General features: G+C 53.4%; 14 protein-coding genes. 8 read left to right on the top strand and 6 right to left on the bottom strand.

Features of this window, described 5'->3' with window-relative positions:
* Positions 1-22: 22 nt before the first annotated feature.
* From AC0Z7K_RS08800 to AC0Z7K_RS08825, 6 genes are all read right to left on the bottom strand, one after another.
* Positions 23-1309: an MFS transporter gene (locus AC0Z7K_RS08800; RefSeq protein ID WP_413529952.1), complete on the bottom strand. Its 1287-nt coding sequence runs from the start codon at positions 1307-1309 to the stop codon at positions 23-25.
* Between the two features lie 82 nt (positions 1310-1391).
* The gene (locus AC0Z7K_RS08805; protein WP_485614252.1) at positions 1392-3515 is read right to left on the bottom strand and encodes an alpha-galactosidase; all 2124 of its coding nucleotides are present in this window, start codon (positions 3513-3515) and stop codon (positions 1392-1394) included.
* Between the two features lie 137 nt (positions 3516-3652).
* On the bottom strand, positions 3653-4663 hold the full coding sequence (locus tag AC0Z7K_RS08810; RefSeq protein WP_485613983.1) for a substrate-binding domain-containing protein: 1011 nt from the start codon (positions 4661-4663) through the stop codon (positions 3653-3655).
* A 101-nt stretch (positions 4664-4764) separates the two neighbouring features.
* Positions 4765-5427, bottom strand: coding sequence for an OmpA family lipoprotein (locus AC0Z7K_RS08815; protein WP_413529954.1), 663 nt, complete (start codon positions 5425-5427; stop codon positions 4765-4767).
* A 233-nt stretch (positions 5428-5660) separates the two neighbouring features.
* Positions 5661-6104: an N-acetyltransferase gene (locus tag AC0Z7K_RS08820; protein ID WP_485613984.1), complete on the bottom strand. Its 444-nt coding sequence runs from the start codon at positions 6102-6104 to the stop codon at positions 5661-5663.
* Entirely contained in the window at positions 6101-6673 is a 573-nt protein-coding gene (locus AC0Z7K_RS08825; protein WP_413529956.1) for a DNA-3-methyladenine glycosylase I, read from the bottom strand. Before AC0Z7K_RS08825 ends, AC0Z7K_RS08820 begins: the two co-directional genes overlap by 4 nt.
* Positions 6674-6863: 190 nt before the next feature.
* Between AC0Z7K_RS08825 and AC0Z7K_RS08830 the strand changes: the two genes are divergently transcribed.
* The 8 genes from AC0Z7K_RS08830 (at position 6864) to AC0Z7K_RS08865 (ending at position 18364) form a co-directional block, all read left to right on the top strand.
* Positions 6864-8864 (top strand): autotransporter outer membrane beta-barrel domain-containing protein, encoded by a 2001-nt coding sequence (locus tag AC0Z7K_RS08830; RefSeq protein WP_485613986.1) that lies wholly within the window; start codon positions 6864-6866, stop codon positions 8862-8864.
* A 166-nt stretch (positions 8865-9030) separates the two neighbouring features.
* Entirely contained in the window at positions 9031-9945 is a 915-nt protein-coding gene (gene glyQ / locus AC0Z7K_RS08835; protein ID WP_056775883.1) for a glycine--tRNA ligase subunit alpha, read from the top strand.
* A gap of 9 nt (positions 9946-9954) precedes the next feature.
* Positions 9955-12024, top strand: a complete 2070-nt coding sequence (glyS, locus tag AC0Z7K_RS08840; protein ID WP_485613988.1) for a glycine--tRNA ligase subunit beta — start codon at positions 9955-9957, stop codon at positions 12022-12024.
* 215 nt (positions 12025-12239) lie between these two features.
* Positions 12240-12962 (top strand): DUF3053 domain-containing protein, encoded by a 723-nt coding sequence (locus AC0Z7K_RS08845; RefSeq protein WP_413529959.1) that lies wholly within the window; start codon positions 12240-12242, stop codon positions 12960-12962.
* A gap of 180 nt (positions 12963-13142) precedes the next feature.
* A complete protein-coding gene (locus AC0Z7K_RS08850; protein WP_485613990.1) occupies positions 13143-13937 on the top strand; it encodes a DsbA family protein in 795 nt (264 codons plus the stop codon).
* 235 nt (positions 13938-14172) lie between these two features.
* Positions 14173-14352: a hypothetical protein gene (locus tag AC0Z7K_RS08855; RefSeq protein WP_485613992.1), complete on the top strand. Its 180-nt coding sequence runs from the start codon at positions 14173-14175 to the stop codon at positions 14350-14352.
* A 33-nt stretch (positions 14353-14385) separates the two neighbouring features.
* The gene (locus AC0Z7K_RS08860) at positions 14386-15945 is read left to right on the top strand and encodes an anti-phage dCTP deaminase (RefSeq protein WP_485613994.1); all 1560 of its coding nucleotides are present in this window, start codon (positions 14386-14388) and stop codon (positions 15943-15945) included.
* Between the two features lie 505 nt (positions 15946-16450).
* Entirely contained in the window at positions 16451-18364 is a 1914-nt protein-coding gene (locus tag AC0Z7K_RS08865; RefSeq protein ID WP_413529961.1) for a PTS mannitol transporter subunit IICBA, read from the top strand.
* Position 18365: the final 1 nt, after the last annotated feature.

Raw genomic sequence — 18365 nt, forward strand, 5'->3', positions numbered from 1 at the left:
GTCGAAAGGCTGTAAACGTTACTCAGCGCAATCCCTCCACCGGTCTCGCCGCCGGAACTGCCTGTTTCTGCGGACGGCTGCTCAGCGTGAAGGCGGAAATAATGGTCACACTGAAGGCAATTCCCCCGAGGATCAGGTAGGTATCGCTGAACCCGATGCGGTCGTACAAACTGCCTGCAAAGGCGGAAAGGAAAATCGCCGCCAGCTGTTTGGCGAAGTTAAAGCCGATCAGATAAATGGTCGCCGAGAACCGGACATCAAATATCTGCGTGATGTATTTGAACACGCCGACCAGCAGGAACGGCACTTCCAGCGCGTGCAGCATTTTCAGCAGAATAACTTCTGCCGCCGTGGTTGCAAACGAAGAGCCGACGATGCGAATCGACATAATGGTACCGGCCAGCAGCAGCGTATTTTTCGCGCCAATGCGGTTAATGATCCAGGGTGAACAGAACATAATCAGCGCGTTACAGAGCTCACCGGCGGTAGTGACATAGCCGAACATTTCGGTGCCGTGCTGCGGCGAGGAGAAGAACGTTTTGAAGAAGGTGGCGAACTGCTGATCGAAAACATCGTAAACGCAGGCGACGCCCACCACATATAAAATCAGCATCCACAGTTTGCGCTCTTTCAGCAACAAAGCCGCCGTTTTCAGCGAGAATTGCGACTGATTAGCGCCGAGTTTATCCAGTACCTGCGCATTTTTGTTTTCCTGCGGACGCGAAATCAGCAGCAAAATCATCAGAATGACCGCTGCGCCGGATCCCATCCAGAACACGATATCCGGGTTGATGTTAAACAGTACGCCCGCCGTTGACGCGCAAATCCCCCAGCCGAAACAGCCGAACATCCGCGCCTTGCCGTATTCGAAGGCGCTGTTGCGACTGACCCTTTCGATGTACGCCTCGGTCGCGCCCGAACCACCCGCAAAGACGAAGCCGATGTAAGCGCCGCCCAGAATAGCGCCGAGCACAATATTGATTTTCAGCAGCGGCGCGAACACGTAAATAAAGAACGGTGCGAAGAGGAACAGCAGTACGGCGATGATCCACAACAGGTGTTTCTTCAGGCCGAGTTTGTCAGAAATAATGCCGAAGAATGGCTGAAACAGAATGGCAAACAGCGACATGCTGGAGAACACGATGCCGGTTTCCGTTTTGCTCAGGCCGATAACGTCAGACAGCCAGATCGGTAAAAACGGATAACAGGTTGCCATAATGAAGAAATAGAGGAAGAAATAGCTGCCAAATATCCAGAAATTCGCATTTTTTTTATAGAAGCAACGATCGCCAGTTTGTGTAGGATTCATAGTGATTTCCTTGCCGAAACCATCAAAAACGGCACCGTAGTGCCGGCGTTTTTTATGTTTATGTATTCTTTAACTAACCGGATTACACCTGTTCAAAACCGAGCAGCAGGGCGCTTTCCGGATCCAGCACCGGCAGCGTCAGCCCGGCGTTCGCCAGCCATTCACCGCTCAGCACCGGCGCTTCATGCAGCCATGCCGGTTGCACGCGCATGGTGTGTCCGCTGCCGCCACCGGCCAGCAGCGCCGGTTCGTCCAGCACCGTCACGCGATAACGCGCATCGGCCTGCAGCCCTGGCACCCTCAGCGTTCCCGGTAATGACCAGGTTGGCATCGCCAGCTGACTTACCAGAAACACCGCGCGATCGCCGCTCTGGCTGACCACGCCGTTGACCAGCATCGCGTCATCACGGCTATCGACCCGATAGACGTCGCCGCTGTGCAGTAACGGCCTCAGCTGCTGATGCAGCCGGGTATATTTCGCGAACCCGGCACGCTCCTCCTCGCCTTCTTTCACCGGATCGAGCTCGATGCCCATATGGCCGAACAGCGCCGTCAGGCCGCGAAATTCGATGCTATGCTGGCGCGACGTGGCGTGGCACAGCTTGTTACCGATGTGCGAGCCCATCACTTCCGGCGGGAAGAAATAGCTCATGCCGCGCTGAATTTTCTGCCGCTCCAGCGCGTCATTGTTGTCCGACGTCCAGAAGCGATGGCTGCGTTTCAGCACTTCATAATCAATACGGCCACCGCCGGAGGCGCAGGATTCGAATTCAATCTGCGGGAAGCGTTCACCCAGTACGTCGAGCAGGCGATAGAACTGCTGCGTTTGTGCCGTCAGCGCCGCGCGGCCTTCATGCCCCGGCTGGACGATTTCGCGGTTCATGTCCCATTTCACATAATCAACGTCGTGCTCGCCGAGCAACCAGCTCATACGTTCTACAAGATAATCAAAGACCTGCGTATTATTGAGATCGAGCACGAACTGATGACGGCCGCTTGGTTGCTGATAACCCGGCAGCGCCAGCAGCCAGTCCGGGTGGGCGCGATACAAATCCGAATCCGGGTTAATCATTTCTGGTTCGACCCAGATACCAAACTCCATGCCGAGATTTTTAACGTGGTCGATCACCGGTTTCAGCCCGTTCGGGTATTTCCTCTCATCGAGATACCAGTCGCCAAGCGCGGCACGGTCGTGGTCGCGCCCGCGGAACCACCCATCGTCGATAATGAAGCGTTCAACGCCTAACGCGGCAGACTCCGTCGCCATTTGCATGATGTAGTCGGGATCGTGATCGAAATAAATTCCCTCCCAGGTATTGAGATGTACCGGGCGCGGTTTCTCCGTCGGGAAGCGTAAAATTTCCTCACGCACGAAGCGGTGAAACTGCTGACTCATGCGATTCAGCCCGCTGGCGGAGTAGCTGGCGTACAGCCACGGCGTTTCCAGCGTTTCACCCTGTTCGAGGCGTTGCTCGCCCGGCAGATACAGCGCTTCGGCCTGCACCAGACGGCGGCCGTCGATTTTGATGTCGGCACGCAAACGGTGGTTACCGCTCCAGCCCAGATGGATCCCCCAGACTTCGCCCTGTTCTTCGCTAAAACCCGGATGACCGATCATCATCGCCGGGAAATATTCGGAGGAGGTTTTGCCGCGACGGTTTTCCTGAATGATGCCGCCGTGATCCAGCTGCGTGCGGTGCGGCTGGAACTCTTTGATCCAACGGCCATGAAACGCCATTACTTCGGCGGCGCGTTCAGGCAGCGGCAGCGTCACGGCAAGGCGCGTCAGCTGATAGGTGCCGGATTTGAGATTGGTCAGGGCATTGCGGGTTTGCAACACGCCGCTGTCATCGAGGCGCAGTTCGCTGCGAAATTGCAGGCCGGCTGTCGCATCCTCGGTAGTGATTGTCAGCTGATTTCCCTGGTGGCGGACGTCAACGGTATCAAAGACCGGCGACCAGTCCAGACCGTCACGATGGCCTTCAACGCCCGGTGTACCGAAAGACCCGCGTCCGGTGTCAGCGCTGAAATTTAGCGGGGCTTCCACGTCCAGGCGGCCATTGGGTACCGCGCGGGCAAGGGAAATGACGTCATCGGCTGAAAACTGGCTCAGACGATTTCCCCAGTACAGGATTTCTGCGAACGGTGTGCAGCGCACGATCAGGCTGGTGTGTTCGCTGGTTAAATGGACGATCTGGTTTTCCAAAGTGTCACGACTCCACAAGGTAATTTGCAGCGATAAAACGCTATCTGGTGGAGTCACTATTGATCCGAAACGTTTCGGATGGGAAATTCGTTGATGCAAATTTGTGATATAGGGTGGAAAAATAACCTAAAGAGGAATTATAACTGTGGTGGATGAGCGGTGACGCCCGCCTGCAATTCCGGCTGCCAGAGAACCTGCAAATGGCTCATCGGTTCGTTACGGATCAGTGCCATCGTCATCTCGGCGATTTGCAGCCCGACCGCTTCGCGGGTGCCCTGACGAATAGCGGTGACGGCCACGTCGGGCAGGCTGTCAGAGGGTAAACCATCGTAGATAATCAGCGAAACCGCTCCACTTTGCAGCAGTCCGGCTTCGTACAATGCCAGCGCCGCGCCTTCGCCATGCATATTGCAGTCGCAGACCATTGCCGTAGGCGGCTGCGGTAAGGCCAGCAGCGCCTGCGTTGCCTGATAACCGGCGCGGCGGCTCGGGCTGACTTTGTTCACATACTGCGGGTTCAGCGGCAGTTTATTCGCCTTCAGGCCGTCGATATAACCCTGATGCCGCTGGCTGATAAAAGATTGCTGATTGTTTTCGCCGAGAAAGGCAATGCGCTGATGTCCCAGCCCGGCGAGATGATCGACGGCCATTTGCATACCGGCGCGGTTATCGAAATCGAACCAGGCATAATCCTGAGTCAGGCAGGTGCTGCGACCGAGTGCCAGAAACGGGAAATTGCGTTGCTGCAAATCCAGCAGGCGCGGATCGTCATTGAGCGTATGCGCCACCAACATGGCGTCCACGCGTTTGCTTTCGATCAGCCGTCGCCATGAAAAGGTTCCCAGCTCGTCCGGCACCAGCAGCAAGTCGATCTCATGTTTTGCCAGTTCGCGGGTAATACAGCCGACCATTTCGACAAACGCAGAATTGCTTAACGGATGGGATGTGAAGGGAAAGATGAGGCCAACGGCGTCGATCTTGCCCATTTTCAGACGGCGGGCGAGGGTATTGGGCCGGTAACCGCGTACATCCGCTGCCGCCTGCACCCGCGCTTTGGTATCGGCTGAAACGTCATCGTAACCGTTCAGCGCACGGCTGACGGTGGTCACAGAGAGACCGAGATCTTTGGCGATAGCTTTCAGAGACATACTGGCATCCGTTGCGCAGGTGAGATAAGCGGTTGCCGGAGGATAACATAAACGCAAAACGGAGCCTCGCGGCTCCGTTCATATTTTGTATTTCAGCGGTTTTACTGCAACGGGCTGAGGGTAATCTCAACGCGGCGGTTCTGCGCTTTACCGGCTTCGGTGCTGTTGCTGGCGATCGGATTATCCGGGCCTGCACCGGTGGTGCGTACACGACTGCCGTCGACGCCCTGAGTGATCAGCGCGCTGCCGACGCCGTCAGCACGTTGCTGGGACAGCTTCATGTTGAGCGCACGGGTACCGGTGCTATCGGTGTAACCGACTACGTTCACCGCAGTTTTAGGATACTCTTTCAGTACCATCGCCACGCCGGTCAGCGTGTTCGCGCCCGCCGGTTTCAGCGTGCTGCTGTTGGTGTCGAAGGTGACGTTGTTCGGCATGTTCAGCACGATGTTGTCGCCCTGACGGGTGACGCTGACACCGGTGCCTTTCATTTTGTCGCGCAGTTTAGATTCCTGCACATCCATGTAATACCCCGCACCGCCACCCAGCGCAGCGCCAGCAGCAGCACCGATCAGCGCGCCTTTGCCGCGATCGTGTTTGGATGAAGAAAGCATCCCAACGCCCGCCCCTAAGGCGGCGCCCAGACCCGCGCCAATGCCGGATTTACCTGCTTCTGATTCGCCGGTGTACGGGTTGGTGGTACAGGCTGACAGGCCCATCGTGACGCAAAGCACGCCAGCAACCACAAGAAGTCTTTTGTTCATCTTATTTCCTTTCTGGATGTTTTCTTTATGTTCTTTTTTCAGAACCTGACTGCTGCATTATGACTGCACGCTTTCCGTTAAGTTGCACAGAAAAAGGTGACAAAACATAAACAATTGCAACGAGCAGATATCAGCCCTGCGGCGTTCTGGCGCCATTTATGCGTAATTTTGGGGCGTTAAGCAGTAGGAGAATTCCGGTTATCCGTTTTTGTCTTTTTACGGATTTTAGAAACTTATTCAGAAATGGGCTGATGCCAGCGCAGAACCCAGGTAGGAAGATCGGTTCCGGGGTGAACCGTATCGTTCACCACTAAGAACGCTTCTTTGCGATAAAACGCCACGGCGCGGTGATTTTCCTGATAAACCTCGAGCAGCAAAAGCGGATAGTGATTTTTCACTTCACGCATTAATTGCTGCGCAATGCCTGTGCCATAAGCGCTTTCATCGACAAACAGCGCGCCGATGAACTGATGATTCAGCACGCTGATGAAGCCATTGATTCCGCCGTCTTCAGCGGTGGAAACCCAGGTCACCGCCTGCGGCAAAAAAGTTTCGCGCACCATGGGTGCGCTTTCAAACCAATAGGTTTCATCAATAAACGGATGCGCCGCCAGCGTGCTGCGCAACCACAGTCGCATAATGGCTTCGGTGTCGGCAGGCGCGGAAAGGCGGATCATACCGGTTGATTTTTCGGATGGCAGAAACAGTAAGACTGATGATCGTTCACCAGCCCGGCGGCCTGCATAAATGCGTAGCAAATCGTCGATCCGGTAAATTTAAAGCCTTTCTTTTTCAGCGCTTTAGACATCGCATCAGAAACGGCGGTTTTGGCCGGTACGCCTTCCGGGCCGAGCGGATTATTGATGACCGGTTGATGTTCGACAAAGCTCCAGATGAACTCTGAGAAATCCTCGCCGTTGGCCTGCATGGCTAAATAAATCTGCGCATTCAGGATGATCGCTTTGATTTTTCCGCGATGACGCACAATCCCGGCGTCGAGCACCAGACGCTCTACGTCGTCGTCAGTCATTTTGGCGATGCGTGCCGGATCGAAATTGTGAAAGTTCTGGCGGTAGTTTTCGCGCTTTCTCAGGATGGTGATCCACGACAACCCTGCCTGCTGGCCTTCCAGACACAGCATTTCAAACAATTCACGGCCATCTTTGACCGGCACGCCCCATTCTTTATCGTGATACTCGAGATAAATCGGTTCTTTCGAAACCCAGCTACATCGGGTGGTCGCCATTCTGTCGTCCTTTTAAGAAGCCTGAAAACGTGGGGTCAGTGTGTGGCTTCTCGGATAACTCTGCAACGTCGCAATTTCCACACCACCAACTTGACGCTGGTCGGATCTGAACAATATTTAAAGCCATTCATTACGCAATCATTACGTAGTCAGGGATTCGAACTGCAAATATTTTCGGGATATCACGACGATGACAGGCAAAAAAACCGCCGTTTTACGGCTGACACAGGGCGCGTTCGCGGTGGCAATGTGCTTAGGTTTACAGGCTTCGGCACAGGCTTACAGTCAACTGTATGTCTTCGGCGACAGCCTGAGTGACACTGGCAATATTGGCCGCTGGACCTTCGACAGCAGCTCACATCCGCTGTACGACGAAATTCTGGCGAAAAATATCGGTACCACCCTGACGCCGTCTTCCAAAGGAGGCCTGAACTATGCCGAAGGCGGCGGTGTTGCGGTGCCGGGTCTTGATTCCGACTACACCACGCAGGATCAGGTCAAAAGCTATCTGGCCTCGACCGGCGGCAAAGCCGATCCCAACGGGCTGTATATTCACTGGATTGGCGGCAACGATCTGGCCGCCGCTGCGCTGAGCCTGAACCCGATTTCCGCTGTAGAAATTGCCACTAACAGCGCCACGCAGGCCGCGTCGCAGGTGAACGATTTGCTGAAAGCCGGAGCGGGAACCGTGGTCGTGCCGACGGTGCCGAATATCGGCCTCACGCCGGTGCTGATGGAAGGCATTATTCAGGTCGGATTGCTGCCGGTTCAGCAGCAGGCGCTGGAAGCGGCCTACAAATATCTCAATGGCCAAAACACGCCGGATAACGATGCGCGAACCGAGGCGATTCACAATGCGCTGAAGGCTTCAACCACGGCCGGGCTGGATTCCGAACTGGTGCAGGATTTGCTGTCAAAAGGGCTGATCGCCGCCTATGACGCGCTGAAAAGTGTGGCGGGCGGTCTCACTGATACCTATAACACCACCGAAGATATCGCGCTGGCGAAAACCGGCGGCAACATTGCGCGTGTGGATATCAACGGGCTGTTCAACGAAGTGATTGCCGATCCGAACCTGTACGGCTTCGCCAATACCGCCGGCACTGCATGCCCGGTCGGTACCTCAGCCTCTGAATGTACGTCGAACCTGCCGGGCTTCGATAGCAGCAAAGCGTTCCTGTTTGCCGACCATTTCCATCCGACCCCGCAGGCACACGCGCTGATCGCCGAGTACATGCAGTCGGTGATTAACGGTCCTCTGGAAGTCACCGCGCTGAATCAGGGCTCGCTGGCGCTGGCGCGCAATACGCAGGGTCTGCTCGACAGCCGCTTCCAGCAGCTGCGTTCGCAGGATAACGACGCCGGTACTTTCGGCATGTTCGGCGGTTACGCCGGGCAGAGTGCGGACAGCAAAATCAATCCGTCACTGGGGGAGGGTGATCTGACGTCTAACTCGCTGAATATCGGCATGGATTATCAGATGACCGATCGCTGGATGATGGGGCTGATGATTTCCGGTTCAGACGATAAACAGGATCCGACCGACCATTACAGCTACCGCACCCGCGGCTGGATGGCGACTGCCTTTACCGGTGTGAAAATCGCCGAAAATGGCTGGATCAACGGCGATGTGCATTATGGCTCTCTGAATTACGACGATATTAACCGCAGTATCAAATTGGGGCCGACTACACGTACCGAGCGCGGCGATACCGACGGCAAACAGATCGGCGGGCGCGTCACCGCTGGCTGGGATTTCCCGGTGTTACCGGTGCTGAAAACCGGTCCGGTGGCGCAATATAGCTGGGATTACAGCAGCGTTGACGGATACAGCGAGAAGGGCAACAACAGCACCTCGATGCGCTTTGGCGACCAGACGTCCCATTCGCAAATCGGCGCGCTGGGCTGGCGTCTGAACGCTGAGCTCGGCATCGTAAATCCCTACGCGCAGGTGACCTACGACCGCCAGTTCGGCGATAAAACCTACACCGCCACGGGGGCGATCAAATCTACCCGAACGCACTTTAGCCGCACCACCGGTGAGCAGGATGATGACTGGGTGGATATGACCGTCGGGGCGAACGTGCAAATCACCCACAGCATTTCCGCCTTCGCCGCTGTCTCCCAAACCACCGGCCTGGATTCCGGCGAACAAACGTCTTACAACGCCGGGATCAGTGCCCGGTTTTAACGACGAAAGGGGCGCTCAGCCCCTTTTACTTTCCAAAAATGCGCGCCAAAACCTAAACACTCCCTCTCGGTAACGCTCAGTCGCCTGATTCTGGCTGATTATCTTCCGTTCAACGGGTATACTGTCGGACTCTCTTTAAACCCACTTTCTCGCGTGCGAATCCAACATGCAAAAGTTTGATACCAAGACATTTCAGGGCCTGATCCTGACACTGCAAGATTATTGGGCGCAGCAGGGCTGCACCATTGTTCAACCGCTGGATATGGAAGTCGGCGCGGGTACCTCGCATCCGATGACCAGCCTGCGCGCGCTTGGCCCTGAGCCATTTGCGGCAGCCTATGTTCAGCCCTCACGCCGCCCGACTGACGGTCGCTACGGTGAGAACCCGAACCGCCTGCAACACTATTATCAGTTCCAGGTGATGATCAAACCTTCCCCGGAAAACATACAGGAGCTGTACCTCGGTTCCCTGAAAGAGCTGGGTCTTGATCCGTTGATCCACGATATTCGCTTCGTTGAAGACAACTGGGAAAACCCGACGCTCGGCGCCTGGGGCCTCGGCTGGGAAGTGTGGCTGAACGGCATGGAAGTGACGCAGTTCACTTACTTCCAGCAGGTCGGCGGCCTGGAATGTAAACCTGTGACCGGTGAAATCACCTACGGTCTTGAGCGTCTGGCGATGTACATCCAGGGCGTGGACAGCGTTTACGATCTGGTCTGGAGCAATGGTCCGCTGGGCAAAACGACGTACGGCGACGTGTTCCATCAGAATGAAGTGGAGCAATCCACCTATAACTTCGAATACGCCGACGTCGATTTCCTGTTCTCCTGCTTCGAACAGCACGAGAAAGAAGCGCAAACCTTGCTGGCACTCGAAAAGCCTCTGGCATTACCTGCGTATGAGCGCATTTTGAAAGCAGCTCATTGCTTCAACCTGCTCGACGCGCGTAAAGCGATTTCTGTGACTGAACGTCAGCGCTACATTCTGCGCATCCGTACCCTGACCAAAGCGGTAGCTGAAGCGTATTACGCTTCCCGCGAAGTGCTGGGCTTCCCGATGTGCAAAAAGAACGAGAAGTGAGAAACAGTGATGACTGATAAAACATTTCTGGTGGAAATCGGCACGGAAGAACTACCACCGAAGGCTCTTCGCAGCCTTGCTGAATCTTTTGCGGCTAACCTGACAGCGGAGCTGGATGCGGCGAATCTGCCACACGGCGACGTAAAATGGTTTGCAGCCCCGCGCCGTCTGGCGCTGAAAGTCTCTGCCCTGCATGAATCTCAGGCCGATCGCGAAGTTGAAAAACGTGGCCCTGCGGTTTCTCAGGCGTTTGATGCCGAAGGCAAACCAAGCAAAGCCGCTGAAGGCTGGGCACGCGGTTGTGGTATCACCGTGGATCAGGCCGATCGTCTGGTCACCGATAAAGGCGAATGGCTGGTTTACCGTGCGCACGTCAAAGGCGAAAGCGCCCAACAGCTGCTGCCTGCGATGATCGCTACGTCATTGTCCAAACTGCCGATTCCTAAACTGATGCGCTGGGGCGATTCCGACGTGCAGTTCGTACGTCCGGTTCATACCGTAACCTTGCTGCTGGGCGATGAGCTGATCCCGGCGAAAATCCTCGGTATCGATTCTGCGCGCACTGTTCGCGGTCACCGTTTCATGGGTGAGCCGGAATTCACTATCGACAACGCCGATCAGTATCCGCAGATTTTGCTCGAACGCGGCAAAGTCATCGCGGATTACGAACAACGTAAAGCCATCATCAAACGTGATGCCGAGAAAGCAGCGAAAGAGATTGGCGGTATCGCCGATCTGGGCGAAAGCCTGCTGGAAGAAGTGGCGTCCCTGGTGGAATGGCCGGTCGTTCTGACCGCGAAATTCGAAGAGAAATTCCTGGCGGTGCCGGCTGAAGCGCTGGTTTACACCATGAAAGGCGACCAGAAGTATTTCCCGGTGTACGACGCCGCGGGCAAACTTCTGCCGAACTTCATCTTCGTGGCCAACATTGAATCGAAAGATCCGCAGCAAATCATTTCCGGTAACGAGAAAGTGGTTCGTCCGCGTCTGGCCGATGCTGAATTCTTCTTCAAGACAGACCGCAAAAAACGTCTGGAAGATAACCTGCCGCGTCTGGCTACCGTGATGTTCCAGAAACAGCTCGGTACGCTGCGTGATAAAACCGATCGTATCGAAGCCCTCTCCGGCTGGATCGCTGATAGAATCGGTGCCGACGTGGAGAACGCTAAACGCGCTGGTCTGCTGTCCAAATGTGACCTGATGACCAACATGGTCTTCGAGTTCACCGATACGCAGGGTGTGATGGGCATGCACTATGCGCGTCACGACGGCGAAGCAGAAGAAGTGGCTGTCGCGCTAAACGAGCAGTATCAGCCACGCTTTGCGGGCGACGCCTTACCGGCTTCCCCGGTGGCCTGTGCGCTGGCGATCGCCGACAAGATGGACACCCTTGCCGGTATCTTCGGCATCGGGCAGCATCCGAAAGGTGATAAAGACCCGTTCGCACTGCGTCGTGCAGCACTGGGCGTGTTGCGTATTATTGTCGAGAAAAACCTGACGCTCGATCTGCAAACCCTGACCGAAGAAGCGGTGCGCCTGTACGGTGACAAGCTGACCAACGCCAAGGTTGTTGATGAAGTGGTTGATTTCATGCTCGGTCGTTTCCGCGCGTGGTATCAGGAAGAAGGTCACGCGGTCGATACTATTCAGGCTGTACTGGCGCGTCGTCCGACCAAACCGGCTGACTTCGATGCCCGTGTGAAAGCGGTGAGCTATTTCCGCACGCTGGATGAAGCGGCTACGCTGGCTGCTGCCAACAAACGCGTTTCCAACATTCTGGCGAAATCGACCGACGTTCTGCTCGATCACGTTCACGCTTCCGTGCTCAAAGAGCCTGCTGAGCTGAAACTGGCGACGCATCTGGTGGTTCTGCGCGATAAACTCGAGCCGCTGTTTGCTGCCGGTCAGTACAAAGAAGCGCTGGTCGAACTGGCTGCGCTGCGCGAAACCGTCGACACCTTCTTCGATACCGTGATGGTGATGGATGAGAACGAAGCGGTGCGTATTAACCGTCTGACGTTGTTATCTAAGCTGCGGGAGTTGTTCCTGCAGGTAGCGGATATTTCGTTGCTTCAATAAAGTCACGCATGTGTCTCGATCTGCTCCCTTCCCTGCGAGGGGGAGGGAGCAGAGCAAAACCGGCCTGGATTCGAATATATACGCTTTATTGAAAAGCGTCGGGGCCGCAGGTATCGCATCCCCACCTTATGTTCTATCCTATAAACCGCATGGAATACATAAACTCGGCAGGGAACTTGCCGGTAAAAGAACATTGAAATCAGGAGTCAGGACTCATGACTGTAGGGATCAGAAGCGGTGCATTTTCTCGCTGGCTGGCGCCGTTTATCGCACTGCTGGTAGTGTTTCAGCTCACTGCATGCGGCGATAAAGAACCGGAACAACGCAAAGCCTTTATCGATTATTTGCAAAATACCGTGATGCGCAGCGGGCAAAATCTGCCCTCGCTGAGTGAAGACCAAAAACAACGTTTTGGTAATTATGCGAATGACTACGGCATTATTTTATCATTCTCCCGTCAGATGAAAGGCGCTGTAGACGGCAGCTTCGTACCGGTCGTCAATGCTATCGGTCAGGTGCGGACACCGCAGGATTACATAACTCAACGCGGTGCGTTGCAACAGGCGGCCAGCACGCTGAGCCTGCTGAATGCACAGCTGCGTGATTCCAAAACTAAAGCTGATACCGCGATGGCCGCACTGAAGCAGCCGGACGATTTGAAAGCAGTTTATAGCCAGGTCTACAGTACCGTGGTGACTCAGCCTGCTAACGTGCTGACTCCGCTGGTTCCTGCGCTGCAAAGCTTCACGCAGGATATCGTCTCCGTCGGTGACTATCTGCAACAGCAGGGCACTCAGGTCGCTTTCGCCAACGGCGGCGTGCAATTCCCGACGCAGCAACAGGCGACGCAGTACAACACCATGATGTCGAATCTGGTGGGCAAACAGCAGACATTGCTTCAGGCGCAGAAAGTCGCGCAGGGTGATTTCAGCAACTAAGCCCCTTCGGTCATTGTTTGAAAGCCACGTCTTAGCTGCGTGGCTTTTTTGTGGGTTTAACCGACGAGTATCACGGCAGGTTTATAAAAAATGACAATTTTTAACCTGCAAAGCTGTCTAAATTCCTCTACTTTTGATGGCAACTGTCCGTTTTTCCCGTCTTCACTTTAAGGATTTTTGATGAAACGTCAGACGATGACTTTGCTGGCTGCTTTGGTGCTGGCCCCGACGCTGGCCTCCGCTGCCGAGAGCGCGACTGCAGACTTTACCCCTGCACAGCAGGCGGCTATTGGTAAAATCGCAGCAGATTATTTGCTTCAGCACCCGGAAATTCTGGTGCAGGTCAGCCAGAAATTACAGGCGCAGCAGGCCGATCAGCAACAGCAACAAACCCTGAGCGCGGTACTGGCGAATGCCAAAAAACTCACCGGCGACCCGGCGACCCCGAGCTATGGCCCAAAAGATGCCAAAGTCGCGTTTGTCGAATTCTTCGATTATCAGTGCCTTTACTGCAGCCGCATGGCACCCGTGGTCGAGCAAACGGTGAAAGCTAATCCAAATGTGCGCTTCGTCTTCAAAGAGTGGCCAATCTTCGGCGACCGCTGGAAACCGTCAATCACCGCCGCTGAAACCGGTATGGCGGTGTGGAAAGAGAAGGGCGCGCAGGCGTATTTCGATTATCACAACAGCATTTACCGCACCGGGCATGACGAAGGCAAACTGACCGAAGCGGATATCGCCGGTGCCGTGAAAGCCGCCAAGGCTACGCAACCGACCGAAGCGCAGCGTAAAGCCACGCATGAAGCCATCGCCGCCAACGACGAACTGGCACGCACCCTGGGTTTCAGCGGTACACCGGGCTTTGTAGTGATGCCAACCAGCGGCGCAACCGCTGAAAACACTACAGTACTGCCGGGCGCAGTATCCGCCGACGATTTGCAGGCCGCCATTGTGAAGGCGCAAGGCGGGAAGTAATTCGAGGTTCAATCCGGCAGCCAATGCTGTCGGATTTCTTCATGGCTATAGTTTGGAAAGCACTTCTCAGTATTGAATGTAATGACTGAAACTGAGTAAATTTTTACTCACTTCGTTAGTTTTCTCGTGGTAACCTTCCTTTCTTCATGGATATTTATTCCTGTGAAGCAATCTCTGATTATTTAGGTCTGACATCAGAGTTCCCTCAAATTCTTACTTATTACATGGATAGTTTATGATTGTTCAATTCGCTGATTATGCTGCGTTGAAAAAAAACGAGCGTCATGAAAACCTACGCGTTAAAGAAGCGGCTGGTTTACATAAAGTGATTGATCTTTCAGCCTGGCAAGAGTTTGCCGAGTATGAGAAAGCCAAAGCGCGAGTACAGGAAGCTGCCGCTAAACTCGACTGGTAACCCAGCCTTGTCTGTCCAGTCATTGGAGTTTTTATGACTGTTCCCGCACAAAAATTTTTTCCGATTGAAAAATCAAATCGTTCTACTGAACATGACAGCATTGATGCCTTGCAACGACACCGTTCTCAGGAATTGATTATTGGATTATGTGGTGCCAGCGGCTCAGGTGTTAACACATTAAAAGAAAAGCTGATCGAACAACTTACTGCTGGGTCATATCACGTTGAGCATATCAGGCTCAGTTCATTAATAGCGAATACGAAACCCCATGATATTGCGAGTGAATTGATTTCACTAAAAGGCTATGAACATTATGTGCAGCTTCAAGATCTTGGAGATGCCCTGAGAAAAGAGCGTGGGACGATGATTGCCGCTCAAATGGCTATTCGTAATATCAGTTCCCTGCGTAATAAGTTACTGGAATTACGTCAGGCAGAAGGTGGTGATGGAAAAACGACCAGCAAAGTTGCTTATATTATCGATCAATTTAAACACCCTTCAGAAATTGAATTACTGAGAGAGGTATATCGTAATAATTTCTACCTGCTTGGCGTACTTCGAACATTGAAAGAAAGAAAAAATAACCTTAGACGAGACGGGATCAGCAAGGACGATATAGACAAGCTTGTCGAAAGGGATCGACGTTCACCCATTAAGTATGGGCAGCAAGTAGAAGAAACATTGCAATGTTCGGATTATTTTATAAAAAATGTCAGCGACATCCGCATAGAAAATGCCGTACAAAGGTTTGTTAATCTAATACATGGCGCAAAAAACCTTACACCAACACGAGATGAAACGGGTCTGTTTAACGCCAGCACTGCGGCATTACGTTCTGCATGCCTGTCACGACAAGTTGGGGCTGCCATCATGGATGACAACAACAATATTCTTGCAACCGGGTGTAATGACGTACCAACCGCAGGAGGAGGGTTGTACTCTTGTGAAAACGTTGATAATGATAAACGATGCTTTGCTGATGGGGGCTGTCAAAACGATCAGCACAAAAATCTTGTCAGAAAAGAAATTGATGTTGTACTCCAGAAATTCGATTTTACCCGAACTCAATTTACCACTATTTCTGAAGAGATAATGAAAACGACTAAATTGAAATCGTTAATTGAATACTCAAGAGCAATTCATGCCGAAATGGATGCCATAACTACTATGGCAAGAATCGCTCAAGTGAGTACGGTAGGTAAGACGCTTTATTGCACTACCTATCCTTGCCATAATTGCGCGCGACATATTATTGCCGCTGGTATTAAGCGTGTGGTGTATATCGAGCCTTATGAAAAAAGTTTAGCAGAAGATCTCCATGGAGATTCTATAAGCCACGGCGAGCCGGCGGGGGATGATATTTCTAAAGTGGTTTTCGATAATTTCGAGGGGACTGCACCGAGGAGATACGCTAAGTTCTTCGGTTACAATCGACCACGAAAAAATCAGTTGGGTAAGTCGATCACTTACGACATCAGAACGTCACATCATGTCGATTCTCAACAGCTTTATAGCTATACCGATTTTGAACTGAAAATAGTTAAAGATGTAACGACCAAAATTGGTAAAGAAATCACATTACCTCCAGCTTGATTTTGACAGTGCATTTGGGCTGCAGTTTTTCGTAGCCCCCGCTTAACCCCCTGTAATTTTCTTTCAAAATCTCCCCCGTAAACGCATTTCTGCGCGGAACAGACACGTCTGAATGCTTTTTAAGCGAAATACACAAGTCCGGCGGAAAATACTTTGTGATAAATATCACATTTTTATGATAAAGACTCGTTAACAAAAGGTGACTTAAGTCACGGTTTTAGCGCTTTGGTGGCTGCATTTTCGCCAGTGTAGCCGGGTTACAGGGTGTTTTTGTGATCGGGATCACCATAATGCAGGGGGTAGTGGGCTCATAGGTGTGATCCGCGTCACGGGATGCCGGGTGGGTACGCGATGCCTATAATCACGTGGTAGAGTCCGCCTCGCAGACAGCAATTCGACGGACGGATTTTTAAAGCAGTGGCATATAAAACCGAATTAACCGTCACCGATAATTAACTGATATCACGCGCTCTATTGTCAGCGCGTATCAATAGGGGTGCGTTTTATGTTTTCACCAGACGTTAAGATCAAAGTTCAAAACTTTGGTCGCTTCCTGAGTAACATGGTAATGCCCAACATCGGCGCGTTCATCGCCTGGGGTATCATTACCGCTCTGTTCATTCCTACCGGCTGGATTCCTAACGAAACATTAGCGAAACTGGTTGGCCCGATGATCACTTATCTCCTGCCATTGCTCATCGGTTTCACCGGTGGTCGTCTGGTTGGTGGTGATCGCGGTGGTGTGGTCGGTGCAATCACCGTAATGGGTGTGATAGTCGGTGCGGACATGCCGATGTTCCTCGGTGCGATGATTGGTGGCCCGCTGGGCGGCTGGTGTATCAAGCGCTTTGACCGTTGGGTTGACGGTAAAATCAAAAGCGGCTTTGAGATGCTGGTTAACAACTTCTCAGCCGGTATTATCGGTATGCTGCTGGCGATCCTCGCCTTCCTGGCAATCGGTCCGCTGGTAGAAGCGCTGTCTAAAGTGCTGGCTGCAGGCGTGCACATCATGGTTATTCATAACCTGTTGCCGCTGGCCTCTATCTTTGTTGAACCGGCGAAAATCCTGTTCCTCAATAACGCCATTAACCACGGTATCTTCTCTCCACTGGGCATCCAGCAGGCGACTGAAACCGGTAAATCTATCTTCTTCCTGATCGAAGCGAACCCAGGTCCGGGTATGGGCGTCCTGATGGCGTACATGTTCTTCGGTCGTGGCAGTGCCAAGCAATCTGCTGGCGGCGCGGCAATCATCCACTTCCTGGGTGGTATCCACGAAATTTATTTCCCATACGTTCTGATGAATCCACGTCTGCTGCTGGCGGTTATCCTCGGTGGTATGACCGGCGTATTCACCCTGACGCTGCTGAACGGCGGTCTGGTATCTCCGGCATCACCGGGTTCCATCCTGGCAGTGCTGGCGATGACGCCAAAAGGGGCTTACTTCGCTAACATCGCGGCTATCGTGGCAGCATTTGCGGTATCCTTCGTGGTCTCTGCACTGTTGCTGAAAACCACCAAAGCGAAAGAAGGCGACGATCTGGACGAAGCAACCCGTCGCATGCAGGACATGAAAGCCGAATCTAAAGGCGGCAAACCTTCTGCAACGGGCGTGGCGGGCGACCTGTCCACCGTACGTAAAATCATCGTAGCCTGTGACGCCGGTATGGGTTCCAGCGCAATGGGTGCCGGTGTTCTGCGTAAGAAAGTGCAGGATGCGGGGCTGACCAATATCAGCGTCACCAACAGCGCAATCAACAACTTGCCTGACGATGTGGATTTGGTGATTACCCACCGCGACCTGACTGAACGTGCCATGCGTCAGGTGCCGCATGCGCAGCATATCTCGCTGACCAACTTCCTCGACAGCGGCCTTTACACTGACCTGACTTCCCGTCTGGTTGAAGTGAACAAAGCCAGCCAGTACAAAGAGAAAGTGACCACCACGCTCGGCGACAGCATCGTGGCTGATACTGATAACGAAAACCTGTTCCGTATGAGCGAAAGCAACATCTTCCTCGGCCTGCAGGCGACCAGCAAAGAAGATGCGATCCGCTTTGCCGGTGAGCAACTGGTGAAAGGCGGTTATGTTCAGGCAGAATATGTCGAAGCGATGTTGGCCCGTGAGCAGCTGACCTCCACGTATCTGGGTGAATCCATCGCTGTGCCACACGGCACCATCGAAGCGAAAGACCGCGTACTGAAAACCGGTATTGTGTTCTGCCAGTATCCGGCGGGTATCCGCTGGGGTGAAGACGAGGATGACAGAGCGCGTCTGGTTATCGGTATCGCCGCACGTAATAATGAGCACATCAACGTGATCACTAAACTGACCACGGCGCTTGATGAAGATGGCGTGATTGACCGTCTGGCGAACACCACCAGCGTGGAAGAAGTCCTGAGTATTCTTCGCGGTTAAG

The organism is Rahnella sp. 1L-D-7-B-C2, assembly GCF_057290995.1.

Bases quoted from the DNA above. Each gene is read 5' to 3' on its own strand.
- glyQ (WP_056775883.1), top strand. From the start codon at position 9,031: ATGCAAAAGTTTGATACCAAGACATTTCAGGGCCTGATCCTGACACTG.
- AC0Z7K_RS08815 (WP_413529954.1), bottom strand. From the start codon at position 5,427: ATGAACAAAAGACTTCTTGTGGTTGCTGGCGTGCTTTGCGTCACGATG.
- AC0Z7K_RS08820 (WP_485613984.1), bottom strand. From the start codon at position 6,104: ATGATCCGCCTTTCCGCGCCTGCCGACACCGAAGCCATTATGCGACTG.
- AC0Z7K_RS08860 (WP_485613994.1), top strand. From the start codon at position 14,386: ATGACTGTTCCCGCACAAAAATTTTTTCCGATTGAAAAATCAAATCGT.
- AC0Z7K_RS08825 (WP_413529956.1), bottom strand. From the start codon at position 6,673: ATGGCGACCACCCGATGTAGCTGGGTTTCGAAAGAACCGATTTATCTC.
- AC0Z7K_RS08855 (WP_485613992.1), top strand. From the start codon at position 14,173: ATGATTGTTCAATTCGCTGATTATGCTGCGTTGAAAAAAAACGAGCGT.
- AC0Z7K_RS08830 (WP_485613986.1), top strand. From the start codon at position 6,864: ATGACAGGCAAAAAAACCGCCGTTTTACGGCTGACACAGGGCGCGTTC.
- AC0Z7K_RS08845 (WP_413529959.1), top strand. From the start codon at position 12,240: ATGACTGTAGGGATCAGAAGCGGTGCATTTTCTCGCTGGCTGGCGCCG.
- glyS (WP_485613988.1), top strand. From the start codon at position 9,955: ATGACTGATAAAACATTTCTGGTGGAAATCGGCACGGAAGAACTACCA.
- AC0Z7K_RS08865 (WP_413529961.1), top strand. From the start codon at position 16,451: ATGTTTTCACCAGACGTTAAGATCAAAGTTCAAAACTTTGGTCGCTTC.
- AC0Z7K_RS08810 (WP_485613983.1), bottom strand. From the start codon at position 4,663: ATGTCTCTGAAAGCTATCGCCAAAGATCTCGGTCTCTCTGTGACCACC.
- AC0Z7K_RS08800 (WP_413529952.1), bottom strand. From the start codon at position 1,309: ATGAATCCTACACAAACTGGCGATCGTTGCTTCTATAAAAAAAATGCG.
- AC0Z7K_RS08850 (WP_485613990.1), top strand. From the start codon at position 13,143: ATGAAACGTCAGACGATGACTTTGCTGGCTGCTTTGGTGCTGGCCCCG.